The sequence below is a fragment of the Leptospira brenneri genome (assembly GCF_002812125.1).
Taxonomy (GTDB): Bacteria; Spirochaetota; Leptospiria; order Leptospirales; family Leptospiraceae; genus Leptospira_A; species Leptospira_A brenneri.
In genome coordinates, this window is sequence record NZ_NPDQ01000002.1 from 230,384 (window position 1) to 243,418 (window position 13,035).

A 13,035-nucleotide genomic window follows, 5' to 3' on the forward strand; every position below is an offset into this window, starting at 1 on the left:
TGGTTCGTTTTTATAAGCTTGTAACATTGTTTTTGCTAGGTATCTCGCCATTTTTTTACCTTTGGCCAGATGCGGTAGATTTTTATGACTTACCAAAGTTAGTTGGAGAAAAGTCATACGAATTGAAACTAAAGGAAATGGAAATTGAGCGAAAAAAAGTTGATATTGACTCAAAAACTCTACGTTATTTACCTTCCGTTAACCTTGACCATTCTCCTTTTTTTGAATCTTTACGTGGCGATGGCTATAACAGAAAAGGTTGGAGCACATCTTTAAATCTCAATTGGAATTTCCAAGAACAAGGAAATACAGTTCTTACTAATATGATTATGGAATTGGAATATGAGCGATTGTTGTTAGAATACAAAGCTTTGTTCCAAAAAGAACTATTTGACCAGGCTTTTCAATATGCAGAAACATTGAAACTTCTGGCATTTTATGATTATGATTTTTCGAATGAAGCCGGTGCTGATAAACAATTTCAGACAGTCCAAAAACTTTATAAACAAGGAATAGAATCTTATTTAGTAACACAAAACTCCAAAGTAGATTATTTCTTTTATAAATATAATGTAACTAAATCGAGATTGGACCAACAAAAAAGTCAGTCAATCTTTAGAAGAAAGTTTTTATTAAAAGAAGTTTCTTTGAAACAAATTCCGGAACGGGAATACAAAATTTTACCTTTGGAATCGACTTTATCTGAATATGAGAAGAATTTAACCGATTTAAATTTTGATATTATTTTGACTATCAATCAAGTAAAGATATTGGAAGTGCAAAAGTTAGTTCGTTTTAATGAACTTTGGGTTCCTGATTTTTTTGTGAATGTTTACAATCAATCCAGTCGTGAGTCGTTTTCTGGATTAAGTGGAACGTGGACAAACTCCATGGAAGTTTATGATTATAGCCGTAATGACTTTAGTCGGTATGCCAGGTCATCTGATGCAGATTTTAATGTTGGTGGAAATTTTGGATTTAGATTCCCTTTATTTAATCGTTGGTTGTCTAAAAATGAATTTGATAAATCAAAAATTGAAATTAAATTAGCAAAGTCCCAGTCACAGTTTCTGCGAGAGAATACTGGATTATATCTTTATGAGCTCATACAACAACATAATAATTTAGTTGAGTTGTATGACATTTCTCGTGAAAGCAAAAGAATAGCCGAAGAAAATTATCAAATTATGGAAAAAGCATATAAAACGGGCTCTGCTTCTGTAATTGAATTACAAACGGTTGATAGACGCCTTCGCGATGTAATGCGAAATGAAATTCAAAACCGTTATGATTTGATTCAACTTAGACTTCAAATTGGTCTCCTTCTCGGAGACACTATGAAATTTTTGACCAATTAAAGATCTGTTGGCCTGGTATGATTTTGTTCTGGATCAAATTCAGCAATTCCACATCTTTCCTTTTTCCATTGTTTTAAAATTTCATCTGATTTTAACTTATTCTGATACTGAATGTACGGTGTTGTGAGAATTGGAAGTAGAAAGATGGGTGAAAATGCAGAATTGAGAAGAGAAAAAACCACAATAAGTCCTAGTGTCAATGTGTTTTCATCGAAAACTTCTGTGACTTGCCTTTTCGTTTGGTAATAATATGCTAAACACTCTTCTGTATTGTTGGCAGGGTGAAAAGGAATACTGACGCAGCCAATAATACTAAATAGATTTAAAACTACAATGATTCGGATAAATTTTGAATACATGTTCTAACTGCTTCCAAATTTGTTTCTTCAATCATTCGTTGAAAGTTTCGCACTTTGAATAGACCATATAAAAATTCCGATGTGTTTCCATTTTTGGAGATGGTCTCCTCTTTAATAAGAGTTTTGTTTTTATAAAGTTTATATTTGAAATCAACTGTGTATTCAGCTAATCTATATTGGATGGGCCAAACCATTGTGAATGGCCATAGAGCAGGCCAAGTATACCACCAATTGTATTTGTCTTCATAATGGGATTTCATTTCAACATCAATGGTATAAAAATCGGATGTAATTTTCGCATCCAATTCAGTAACGACATTTGGAAATAGACCGGAAGAGGTTAGGTGACCTTTCCACGCCATCCGCCAAGCATCTGTGTAAACTCCGCGATCTGCCGAAAGGATTTCAAACTTTCCAATCACTAAGGGAAGGTTAGTTTGTGTTCGATTTGTATTTCCATTCGGAGATGGAGGTGGTACCTGACGCAAATCAACAGAACAGTGAATGAGTAAAAAAAACAATAGATAAGAGGGGATGGTTCTCATTTTTCAGGTATTTAGAATGATTGGTTTCTGAAATGAATCAATCAATTTTCCTTAAGTTTATAGATTTGTATATGGTTTTCTATTGTTTGTTCCCATTGGTATTGTTTCGGTATCGGGGGAATTTGAGTGATTAATGGAAATTGGTAAAATATTAAATAGTCTGCGTAATCATCGTGATTGGGTAAAAACAAATAAACACTTGTTCGGTTTGCTAAATACTGTGGTACGTTGGAAACTATGGATTTTCCTTCAAATAAAGTCCGCAAGGTTTTTACATCTTCTTGGGAAACACCTGGATTCATAAAATCTTTTCTAAAGGAATAAGACTTGGAAGGTGGTCCCCAAAAAATAAATAAACAAATGGAAACAAATACTGACAAGTAAAGAAACAAACGACTGTTTTTTGGATGAAGGTTTTCTATAGATTCCGTAAAACTAAGTATTATGATGGGAATGGCAACAAAGCTATGGTGAGTGAATGGAGTTTTATTTACTTCATAACTAGAAAAAAGGGAATATAAAAAATAAGGAACTAAGCAGAGAATGAGTTTGTTTCGAAATTGAAAAAATAAAAAAGGTAAGTTTAGAAATAAAAGGAGATAAGGAAATAAATGTAAATTGTTTAAGGCAGCTATCGGATTTTGGTAACGCTCTAAGTGGGCAGGCAAAGGAATTTCTGAACCAGAGTTTTGGAGTTCTCCGAGTAAAAGGATACAAAGAAAAAAGTAGACTAAAGAAATGATTCCAATCAAGATACTTTCTTTTTTTCTAAATTTGTATTCTAAGAAAGCAAAAACAATCCAAACGAGTGCACATTCTTCTTTTACAAACAAACTGAAAGTAAAAAACAAAATCCACCAGACAGAATTTTGTTTCCAAAAGTGATAAAATAAAAAAAATAAAGGAATCCAAAGAACTTCTGGATGGAAATCAAAAATTTGAATCCAGTAAATTGGTAAATAGAGTCCGTATAACAAAGGGAAGATCCATTGATAAAAGTCATTTTTTTTGTAAAATGGAAAAATGAGAATCGGTGAACTTAGAACAAATGCCTGGAATATTAGTAAACTCTCTACAAAAGGAAAAAATTTATATAATAAAGATAGTGGATAAATATACAAATTGATATGATCAGAAAAATAATGATGAAGATTGCCACTAACTCCTAAAGTAGTGACTGCTTTTGCATTATGAATCAAATTATAAAATAGATTTTCAAAAAGACCGATGTCTACACCGGCACCCATATTTTGGTAACGAAAGATTGATCTTTCTGATAAAAAATAAAATACAACCAACCAAAGTAATATGGATGGAAGGTGGTAACGAAAACTTTTCATTTTTACTTAGAGAAACTTCCAGTAATCGCAGCCTCAGCACATTTCATTCCATCGATGGCAGCAGATACGATCCCACCTGCATAACCTGCACCTTCCCCACAAGGAAACAATCCTTTGATTCGAATGTGTTCTAATGTTTCTGGGTTTCTCGGAACTTGGATGGGTGAAGATGTACGTGTTTCTGGTGCGTGGATGATGGCTTCGTTAGTAAAGTATCCTTTCATAGAAGAATCGAATTCTTGAAATCCTTTTTTTAGAGCATCTGCAATGAGTGGAGGAAGTAATTCTGAAAGTGAAACTGATACGAGTCCTGGAGTATAGGAAGTTTTTGGAAGCTCGGCTGAAACTTTGTTGTTTGTGAAATCAACCATACGTTGTGCTGGAGCTTTCTGTGTGCCTCCATTCATTAAAAATGCTTTTTGTTCTATAGAGGATTGGTATTGGAGAGCAGAAAACACTCCATAAGATTCAAATGGCTTAAAATCATCAAATCGAAGTTCTACGACGATTCCAGAGTTGGCAGTTGGACGAGAACGTTCCGCACTTGACCAACCGTTGGTGACAACTTCTCCTGGTTTGGTGGCACAAGGAGCAATGACCCCACCTGGGCACATACAAAAACTATAAACACCTCTTCCATTGATCTGTTTTACAAGGGAATATTCCGAAGCCGGTAATAATGGATTTTTAACATCACAATGATATTGAATAGAATCAATCAAACTTTGCGGATGTTCGACTCTAACACCAATCGCAAGAGGTTTGGTTTCAATTTCGATTCCTTTTTCATATAGGAGTTGAAACATTTCTCTGCCGGAATGACCGGTTGCAATGATCACATTTTTTGCTTTCCATTGATCACCAGATGCTGACTTAACCCCAGCTATGGAATTACCAACAAGAATTAGGTCGGTGATTCTTGTTTTAAAGTGAATTTCTCCACCTGCAGATAAAATACACTCTCTAATATTTTGGATGATACGAGGAAGTTTGTTAGTTCCGATATGTGGGTGTGCATCAACTAGTATTTGTTTGGTGGCACCGAAACTAACTAAATATTCCAAAACCTTTCGAATATTACCCCGTTTTTTAGATCTTGTATAAAGTTTTCCATCTGAATAAGTTCCGGCTCCTCCTTCTCCAAAACAATAGTTGGAATCTTCGTTTACAATGTGATGGACATTGATTCCCCGAAGATCTTCCACTCGATCTTTTACATTTTTTCCTCGTTCCAGGATGATTGGTTTTTTTCCCAATTCTAAGACGCGTAAGGCAGCAAAAAGTCCAGCGGGTCCTGCACCAATGATAATTACCGGCTCTGCTAAATTTACATTAGGGAAATTCGGAGTAGGATATTCTAATGGAATATAATCTTCGTTTACATATACATCTAAACGTAATTGAAAAACCACATTCCTTTGTCTGGCATCAATCGAACGAGAAGTACATTCAATATGTTTGATATCAGATTTTGGAATTTTATTTTGTTTAGATACAAATTGTAACAAATGATCTGGATTTGTTGCAATCTCTGGAGTGACTCTGACATTTAATTCTAGTTTCAAGGTTAAATTGCTAATCCAAATCTCAAAATTATGATAACTGATTATGGGGTTTTTTGATTCAAACCCTTTTTCATTAAAGATGCAATCGCTTTTTCATTTTCTCCAGACATCAAATCTAAATTTGAAATCACAAGATTTCTTCGTTCGACTGAGTGGTTCTGGCTTAATTTCTGTTTTCCTTCAATATGGGTGATTTTGATTTCAAAAGGAACGATTCCTTTTTTTAATCCTTCAATGTAATTTGTATCCACAGAATCAATTTTATATTTAGAATCCTGGGATTCAAAACGTTTGACCAAGTTTAGTAAACTTTCATGAATTTTTTTTGGATCTTCTACAGTTGTTAAAATTCCTTTTACATGTACGGCTGTGAAATTCCAAGTAGGGACCGCGCGTTCTGTTTCATACCAAGCAGGAGAGATATAACAATGAGGTCCAGAAAATATGCAAAGTACTTCTGTTCCACTAGAAAGCGATTGTGGATTTGGTTTTGCAAAGTGACCGATTAAGGATTTTTTATCTTCAGAGAGGAGGAGCGGTAAATGAGTGGCCATCATCTCTCCTTGGTTATTAGAAACTAGGATAGAAAATGGATTTTCGTCGATGGATTGATAAATGAAATTTGTTTCCATTTGAAAATGATCGGGAATGTACACAGTTACTTACTCCTTAAAAATGTGTTAACTAGATTTCCAAAAGTAAGTTAAAAATTCCTTCTCTTGTTCAAATCCTTCATTTGTATACAAAGTGCGAGCTTCGTTGTTATGTGTGGATGTAGAAAGCTCTAATCCTTTTCCTGAATTTGATTTTGTAAAGGACTTTGCTTCAGCAATTAATTGTTTGGCGATTCCTTGTTTGCGAAATGTTTTTTTCACAAATAGATCGTTGAGGAGGTATGATCTCTGCATCGAGATAGAAGAGAATACCGGATAAAGTTGAGTGAATCCTGCGATTTCGCCCGTATTCGGATCCTCAGCTACAAAAATAATGGACTGAGCATGTTCCATTCGATCTTGTAAGAAACGAGAAGCACCTGTTATGTTGGGATTTTGTCCATAGAACTGTCTATATTCATCAAACACCGGAGAGATTTTAGAAACGTCTTTATAGTTAGCTTGTCTTATTTTCATATTTTGGTACCAATGAGAAACAAATTGCCGATAAAATTGCTGTTACCGGTGTAGCCAGTAAAGTTTCTAAATCAGTGACTGCAACAAGATTCCCTACGGTATTGGCTAAAAATATAAATCCAATGAGACCAAATACAATACGTATCCAAAGAGGCACCAAACCTTTGTTTAGGTATTGGATGTATTGAAAACTGGCCCATAAAAAAAACGCATTTACGATTAGGGAAACCGATTCCATAACATACATTTCTTCTAAGTTTCCCAGTCGTCCTCCCCAAAGATATTTGTAGGGAATGACTTGGAACAAAGCAAGGATATGGAAGATCATCGTAAATGAAAACAAACCGATTAAAATTTTGCTCGCGATGGATCTGATTTTTTTAGATGGATTCCACATCTTATTTTCCTTTGGTTTGAAGATAGAATACATAATCAATTTCTGGAGATTTCCCACCTAATTGAGTGATGGCTGCAGTGATTTGACCTCTATGATGAGTTCTGTGATTAAAGTTGTGTTGGATCACATCGCAAAAAATAAGTTCGGCTTCAAATCCTCTCATGGTTTTATAACGAAAGATAGTTTGCCAAGCTGTATCATCAACTTTCTCTAACCAAGAATTCCATAATTCTAAACTTTGGAACATTCGACTATTTAATGTTTGGCGGTTTTGCTCGATCTCTTCACTTAATGATTTTGGGATATAAAGTTCTCCCACAAGGCGAGAATACCAAACTTTTTCAACAAGTAACAAATGGTTTAAAGTCCCATGTATCGATTTAAAAAATAAACAAACATCTTTTTTGTAGTTTTCGTCAGAGATCGTTTCGAGTGATTCATATAAAAGATTTGTGGCCCAAATATGATAAGCATTGTTTCTTAAGAAAAAATCTTTCATAGAGAAAGAATTTTCTAAACGTTCGTGGAGATCAATGACTAATTTAGAGTTTGGTTTATTGCGGAAATTTGTATTTTTAGTTTTAATAAATGAAGAAACTTACGAGAACTGTCGCGATTACGACTGTCCAGGAAGGTATTTTCCAATATTCTAAAAGGAAAAATCCGAATGTTGCTAGGGCAAAGTCTTTGGCAGTAAAAATCGCATTTGTCCAAACAGGTTGGTAAAATGCAGCGATTAATATTCCAACCACAGCGGCATTGATTCCTAACATTGCTTTTCGAATGTTTGGATTCTTTTTTAGATTTTCCCAGAATGGTAAAATACCAATGATGAGAAGAAAAGAAGGTAAAAAAGCCGCCACCAAACAAATAGTAGCTCCTGTATAAAGATTTGGTTCTAACTTTGATACCGCTCCTAAATATCCGCTAAATGCAAATAATGGACCAGGTATGGCATTTGAGATTCCATATCCCGCAAGAAAAAGGTCATGGTCCACCCAACCAGAAGGAACTACTTCTGCTTGTAAAAGAGGGAGGACAACATGTCCGCCACCAAATACAAGTGCTCCTGCTCTGTAAAAACTATCCACTAGTTTGATTTCTTGGTAGGGATAAATCTCTCTTAGGATTGGAAGGCCGATCAGTAGTCCGAAAAAAAGACATAAAAATAAAATTCCTAATTTTTTGTTTCCTTTATGGAGAGGTTCATGAGGTAAATCATTGGATGGATTGAGAAAAAAGATACCAACGATTCCAAAAAAAATGAGAATTAGTATTTGAAGAAATGCAGATGTGAAAAAAAGAAGAATAACGCTTGTTATTGCTGTAATTGTAATTCTTTCTTTATCGGGACAAAGTTTTTTCCCCATTCCCAAAATGGCTTGGGCAACAACAGCGACTGCTACCACTTTTAGACCATGAATCCAATTTTTGTGAACTGATAAGTCAATTTTGGTAACACCTAATCCAAAAAGAATGAGAATGATTGCGGATGGCAAAGTAAAACCAATCCAAGAAAGAGTCGCGCCAATCACTCCTCCCCTTGTATATCCCAATGCCATTCCTACTTGGCTACTGGCAGGCCCAGGAAGGAACTGACAAAGTGATACTAAGTCGGCATAAGCTTGGGCATTGATCCATCTTTTTTTTGTTACATATTCGTTATGAAAATAACTTAAGTGAGCAATTGGTCCACCAAACGAAGTGCAACCGAGTTTTAATGCAGTAAAAAATATTTCTAAATATTTCATTGTTTTATTTTTTAAACCAAGTGAAAGATAGATTGTTTTTTGGTGTTTTCGAATTTAATTTCTTCGTTGGGAAAGTGATTCCAATGTTCTGCGGTTTGTTTCTGTTCGGGAAAGTTTGTATATAAAATATCAAAGGAAAATCGATCCAAATCATAATGCCCTTTGTGAATGAGATGAGCCGAAAATACAAATAAATCACCAGGAGAATGAGGAATTAGAATTTGATCAGAAAGATTTTCGTGGTTTTTTCTTCCTTCTAGTTCTAAACGAACTTTTCTTTCTTCTTCCGTATCCCAACGATTGTGCGAACCTGGAATGAGCCAAATACCCGGATCCTTTTCTAAGGGAATCCGAAAGTGCCAAACAAAGTCTTTTTGGATTCTTTTGCTTTGTTCATCCTCTGGGATGCCTAAGTATTGAATGTCTCTATGCCAATAAGGAAGTTTACTTGGATCCTTTGGGTTAAAAAAAATTTGTGTGTTGAGAAAGTAGGGAGGAGATTTGAATACAAGATCACAAACACCAAGTAGTGGGTCAGAATTGATAAATTGAAAGAGAGTTTCTCTATCTTTTTTATCTTTTGTAAACTTAGTGGAAGTGAGGTAAGCACTGTTTACATTTTTTGGATGATTAAATTCCTTTGACCATTCTTCGTTAGAAGGAATTAAAATTTTTTTTAAATCTTCAATTGTCTTTAGAGGAAAGAAGTTAGGGAACAAATAGTAACCCAAAGTTTCTAATTGTACTTTTGCTTTTGTCAAATCCTCTACCATAAAGATTGATTAACGTTTTTTCTCCATATAATAATGAGATGGGATGGTCCCTTCCCAACCCAAAGGATGTCTGGTTTCTTTGATTTCAAAACCTAATTTTTGGTAAAGGGAAATGGCCGGTTTATTTTCTGCTGATACATCCAAAGAAATGGTTTTATGTTTTGTGTATTTACCAATCATATATTCTATCAGTTGTTTGGCGATACCTTTGTTTCTTTCTGTTTCTGAAACAGCGATATGACCTAAATACAAACATCCCGATTTTGGAGGTTGGATGATGGTTTCTGTTTTGAGGCCTCTTGCCATCACTTTGGGTGCATTCCATTTATATACGGAAAGAATGCGAAGGGCAGTTCCCACTGTCAGGGTTAAGAAACTGGGTTGTGTATAGGAAAGAATTGATCCTACCACTTTGCCATCAATTTCTGCCACATAATGATTGGTATACGAAACAGTGTTTCCTCTTCGTATATAGGATGAGTTTAAAAAATCAAAGCTCGTTTTTTTTCCTTCTTGGAAAACAAAGTTCCATGCTTTGGGGCCAGAGGAATAAATTAAAGGAACTATTGAGTCCACATCTTTCGGTGTGGCATTTCTGATGATAAGTTTAGAATCTGTCATGGTAGGTAATATGAGTAATATCGAAACAAGTTGGATTCTTCCAAGTGTTTCTTGGATTAAGTTCTTTCGTCAATAGAGAATTTTTATTTACGACGCGCCCCGGATCGTAGCGGAAATCCTTTGTGAAACAAAGATTGCAGCGTAGAGCCGGAACTGTGCGCCCCAAAAAAAACATTTCTTTAAAATGTAAAGGAAACAAACATGTTGATGAGTTCTCTTGTTGCTAGTTGAGGGCCATTTAAATTTTGATGAAAGGGTTTGCCGTATTCAAAACCAAAACGAGCACCTTGGAAGATACCACTTGTCACTAAAAAGTTAACACCGATGAGTAAGTCGCTACGCATACCACCTTGACGATAAGGATCATTTTGGGGGTCCATCTTTGGGTCGAGTGTTGCATCGGAACCTTGTAGATTTAACCACCTTTGCTTTGCTATACGAAGTGAGAATGATGTAGTTTCGTGCACAAGAAATGATAGCCATCCAGAAATTTCGTATCGATTTCCAAATCTGTAATGGTTATCGTTTTTTCCGATCCGTAAACTTGCTTGTGATTGTGCTCCCCAAGAAAATTTTTTGTAATTTCCGTTATATGATACTTGTGGTAATAAACTATAAGTTCCTACTCCTGGTTGCATATTGTAAGGAACTTTTTGTTTTCCCATCATAGGCATATTGTCTCTTTCGTCAATGGAACCCGTAGGTAAAGAAATGCCCATTCCGGTAAAAAGATTTTGATGCTCTGTTTTGATGAGTCGGTAAGCTGTACTAAAACTAACATCGCCAATACCAGCAGAACTCATAGGTGCCTTGTCAAAATTACTAGATAACATTGTCATTTTGTTTTTCACGGCAGGAACCATAAACATAAGCATCCACTTATCAGAAATGGAAGTCATGGCACTTACCATATTCATTTCCATTGTCATTTCCGTAGGAACAGACATATAGTTATATTTGTTAGGTGATAGTATGGGAATTGCGGTTCCAATCGGAGAATTAGTAATCAAACTACCAGAGGGCATTTGTACAGTGGGATCAGTAAACGGTAAGTATAAAGTACCTAAATCACTCAGACCACTTGTGCCTGATTGTAAACCCCACATCTTCATACCCATGTAACGATAATCAATCATCCATTTTCCTTTTTCATGGATATGTGGATTCATGATTCCTGCAGGTGCTAAAATGTCAGCTCGGTTGTGTTCTGAATGATCTTGGTGTTCAGAATGATCATGTTGAGAATCGTTTTCCTGGGTTATTTCGTTTGAATCAAAATTAGACATATCAATGTCGTTTTCATCTTCTAGAGAAATTTTTGATTTGTTAAGATCTTCTTTACTAGTAGGAGTAAGTTTATAAACTAAATCTTTGTTTGGTGGTGTGGATTCAACAGAAATGTTTGTTTGTAATTCAGACCCATCAGAAAAAAGAAAACGAAATGGTATGGAATCTTTTAGTTTGAGGGGTGATTTGATTCCGAAGAGCATAATGTGATATCCTCTTGGAGTAAGGTGGGCACTACCATTTTTAGGAATGGGGATCTCCGAAACAGGAATCATCTTCATCCCCGATTCTTGCGATATCATGGTGAACAACTCCACGCGATCAGCAATGTTTGACTTGGTTTGGATGAGTTTTGTTTCTACACCTAGTTTATTGTTTATTGTTAAATATACTACGGATGTTCTTGAGGAAGTATATTTGATATATGCGTTCTCAATTTTTATATCTTTCGAAAATAGAGGGATTGTTAGTAAAAATAGGATGATTGTTTTATATAGTTTCATTTGATTTGTGCTCCTTTCCAAAAAATCATACTGGCTACTTAATTCACCAGTATGACAAGTGTTTGGAGAGAGGTTTTACATTTCTGTGTTAGATACAATGGATCCGATTGTGAATGAAGTTAATGTAACTCCGTTTAAAACAAAACCCAGTTGATTGCCGCCAGCATAAGTTGGAACATTCATCATTTGCATGATCGGATAGTAGGACATAGATCCTCTTTCTGTATCTGTTAGTTCGGAACATGCTTTGTTGAAACCATTTAAGAATCTTGAACCTCCAACTGTAGATTGAAAGTCTAAACAAAATGTATAACTTGTGCCAACATTTGGGATGGGTGCGGAAACTGATCCACCTTTCCCGGTATTGGCATAAACTCCAGAAGCATTTTTGTATTGTGTTTGAGCTCCTGCAACCAGTCGGTAAGTAGGTCCACTCAAAGGATTTCCTGTTCCGTAAGCAATGACATCAAGTGTGCTTGTCTCTGAGTTTAATGTAAAATTAACTTCGATATTGGTTCCTCCTTTGTTTGTTGCTAACATAACATCTCCCTTTGTGGTGATCAAGGAAGAGTTGCTCAGTCCTGTAGCTCCTTTTGTTACTTGGGTTTGAATTAAATCTAAATTGTTAAAGCCGGTTTCGTCGCAAGCTGAGATTGAATACTTGGTTCGCACTTTGTTTTCTACTTGTGTGAGGTTACTTGTAATTCCACTAACAGAAGAGATCATACAACCTTGATTGAAGTTCGCGGCAATAAGAGAAAGTAGATTGGATGCGTTGTTGGCCTCTGTGTTTTTTGCCATACTACATTGAATAAAAATCAAACATAAGAGAGAAGGGGAAATTAAATTCTTAAACATAAAATTACCTTTGTATAAAATTCTGAGGACTAAAATTAAATTTTAGTTAGCCTCGTTGACTTGACTGTCCTTTCTTTGAAAAGGAACAGATTCGATTTGTGAATTTTAAGAAGGAAGATTTCGCGGTGGTTTGTATGGTAAGTGCGAGAACCCACTAGGCAAATGGGATCCGATAAAAAATGAAAGAATTATTGTATCGTAGGTGATGAGTTGAATGAATTGAGTTTCACAGTTGAAACTTGGATTCATTGATTGGGACTGAAGAGTTTTGGTTGCTGATTTTCTCTTTGTACAGGAGCAAGGATGTAATCCATTACCTTTTGTTAAATGGCAAGTGATTCGGTTTGTAGGAGAAGATTCTTCTTTGTGAATTTCGTTTTTAGAACCGTGATTACAATGACAGATCATGGAAAGTTGGTACATAGATTGAGCAAGTAATCCTGTTTCCAAAAATAGGATTTTACCTATAAAAGGAAGAAGGATCAAAACCGAAACTATTTGTAACGAACGTTTCATGACAGTTGCATATCATTCTACTCATCCATTTT

General features: G+C 35.4%; 15 protein-coding genes. 1 reads left to right on the top strand and 14 read right to left on the bottom strand.

What is annotated here, in order from left to right:
* Positions 1–26: 26 nt before the first annotated feature.
* Entirely contained in the window at positions 27–1,358 is a 1,332-nt protein-coding gene (locus CH361_RS04440; protein ID WP_244279653.1) for a TolC family protein, read from the top strand.
* Here CH361_RS04440 and CH361_RS04445 read toward each other — a convergent pair.
* The 14 genes from CH361_RS04445 to CH361_RS04510 form a co-directional block, all read right to left on the bottom strand.
* On the bottom strand, positions 1,355–1,717 hold the full coding sequence (locus tag CH361_RS04445; protein ID WP_100789633.1) for a hypothetical protein: 363 nt from the start codon (positions 1,715–1,717) through the stop codon (positions 1,355–1,357). The two genes, CH361_RS04440 and CH361_RS04445, sit on opposite strands and share 4 nt — an antisense overlap.
* Positions 1,687–2,262, bottom strand: a complete 576-nt coding sequence (locus tag CH361_RS04450) for an LBF_2127 family putative lipoprotein (protein WP_100789634.1) — start codon at positions 2,260–2,262, stop codon at positions 1,687–1,689. Before CH361_RS04450 ends, CH361_RS04445 begins: the two co-directional genes overlap by 31 nt.
* A 41-nt stretch (positions 2,263–2,303) precedes the next feature.
* On the bottom strand, positions 2,304–3,602 hold the full coding sequence (locus CH361_RS04455; RefSeq protein WP_100789635.1) for a DUF2079 domain-containing protein: 1,299 nt from the start codon (positions 3,600–3,602) through the stop codon (positions 2,304–2,306).
* Between the two features lie 2 nt (positions 3,603–3,604).
* Complete coding sequence (locus CH361_RS04460) at positions 3,605–5,167, bottom strand: NAD(P)/FAD-dependent oxidoreductase (RefSeq protein ID WP_100789636.1); 1,563 nt, start codon at positions 5,165–5,167, stop codon at positions 3,605–3,607.
* Positions 5,168–5,208: 41 nt separating this feature from the next.
* Positions 5,209–5,823, bottom strand: a complete 615-nt coding sequence (locus CH361_RS04465) for an FMN-binding negative transcriptional regulator (RefSeq protein WP_100789637.1) — start codon at positions 5,821–5,823, stop codon at positions 5,209–5,211.
* Positions 5,824–5,847: 24 nt separating this feature from the next.
* On the bottom strand, positions 5,848–6,297 hold the full coding sequence (locus CH361_RS04470) for a GNAT family N-acetyltransferase (RefSeq protein WP_100789638.1): 450 nt from the start codon (positions 6,295–6,297) through the stop codon (positions 5,848–5,850).
* On the bottom strand, positions 6,278–6,694 hold the full coding sequence (locus CH361_RS04475; RefSeq protein ID WP_100790019.1) for a hypothetical protein: 417 nt from the start codon (positions 6,692–6,694) through the stop codon (positions 6,278–6,280). The genes CH361_RS04470 and CH361_RS04475 overlap by 20 nt, the downstream gene beginning before the upstream one ends.
* 1 nt (position 6,695) lies before the next feature.
* Positions 6,696–7,193 (bottom strand): DinB family protein, encoded by a 498-nt coding sequence (locus CH361_RS04480; RefSeq protein ID WP_100789639.1) that lies wholly within the window; start codon positions 7,191–7,193, stop codon positions 6,696–6,698.
* A gap of 82 nt (positions 7,194–7,275) precedes the next feature.
* Positions 7,276–8,445 carry a chromate efflux transporter gene (gene chrA, locus CH361_RS04485; RefSeq protein ID WP_100789640.1) on the bottom strand — a complete coding sequence of 390 codons (1,170 nt, stop codon included), beginning with the start codon at positions 8,443–8,445 and terminating at the stop codon, positions 7,276–7,278.
* A gap of 11 nt (positions 8,446–8,456) precedes the next feature.
* A complete protein-coding gene (locus CH361_RS04490) occupies positions 8,457–9,218 on the bottom strand; it encodes a phytanoyl-CoA dioxygenase family protein (protein WP_100789641.1) in 762 nt (253 codons plus the stop codon).
* Between the two features lie 9 nt (positions 9,219–9,227).
* Positions 9,228–9,839, bottom strand: a complete 612-nt coding sequence (locus CH361_RS04495) for a GNAT family N-acetyltransferase (protein ID WP_100789642.1) — start codon at positions 9,837–9,839, stop codon at positions 9,228–9,230.
* 179 nt (positions 9,840–10,018) lie between these two features.
* Positions 10,019–11,629, bottom strand: coding sequence for a copper chaperone PCu(A)C domain-containing protein (locus CH361_RS04500; protein WP_100789643.1), 1,611 nt, complete (start codon positions 11,627–11,629; stop codon positions 10,019–10,021).
* A gap of 75 nt (positions 11,630–11,704) precedes the next feature.
* On the bottom strand, positions 11,705–12,487 hold the full coding sequence (locus tag CH361_RS04505; RefSeq protein ID WP_100789644.1) for a hypothetical protein: 783 nt from the start codon (positions 12,485–12,487) through the stop codon (positions 11,705–11,707).
* A 105-nt stretch (positions 12,488–12,592) separates the two neighbouring features.
* On the bottom strand, positions 12,593–13,003 hold the full coding sequence (locus tag CH361_RS04510) for an LIC_11090 family protein (protein ID WP_100789645.1): 411 nt from the start codon (positions 13,001–13,003) through the stop codon (positions 12,593–12,595).
* Positions 13,004–13,035 lie beyond the last annotated feature (32 nt).